The 334-nt window shown below is 68.3% G+C and carries 1 protein-coding gene; it reads right to left on the bottom strand.

Translation table 11 applies throughout. The features are described from left to right. Window positions 1-334 (bottom strand): fumarate hydratase (locus tag ACODT0_RS42465; RefSeq protein ID WP_489044060.1); only part of this gene is annotated, 334 nt, incomplete at both ends.

The raw sequence follows: 334 nt of genomic DNA, 5'->3' as shown, positions 1-334 counted from the left end.
TGCCGCCGATGCCGATGCCCAGCATGCCCGGCGGGCACCAGCCGGCGCCCATGGTGGGCACGGTCTTCAGCACCCAGTCGACCACGCTGTCGCCGGGGTTCAGCATCACCAGCTTGCTCTTGTTCTCGCTGCCGCCGCCCTTGGCGGCCACCGTCACCTCGACTTTGTCGCCGGGCACGATCTCGGTGAAGATCACCGCGGGCGTGTTGTCCTTGGTGTTCTTGCGGTCGAACTGCGGATCGGCCACGACCGAGGCGCGCAGCGTGTTGTCGGGGTGGTTGTAGCCGCGGCGCACGCCTTCGTTGATGGCGTCGTCGAGGCTGCCGGTGAAGCC

Source organism: Variovorax sp. FG153 (genome assembly GCF_057809595.1).
The sequence above is the reverse complement of the archived record's forward strand: the minus strand, read 5'-3'. Positions and strand labels throughout refer to the sequence as shown.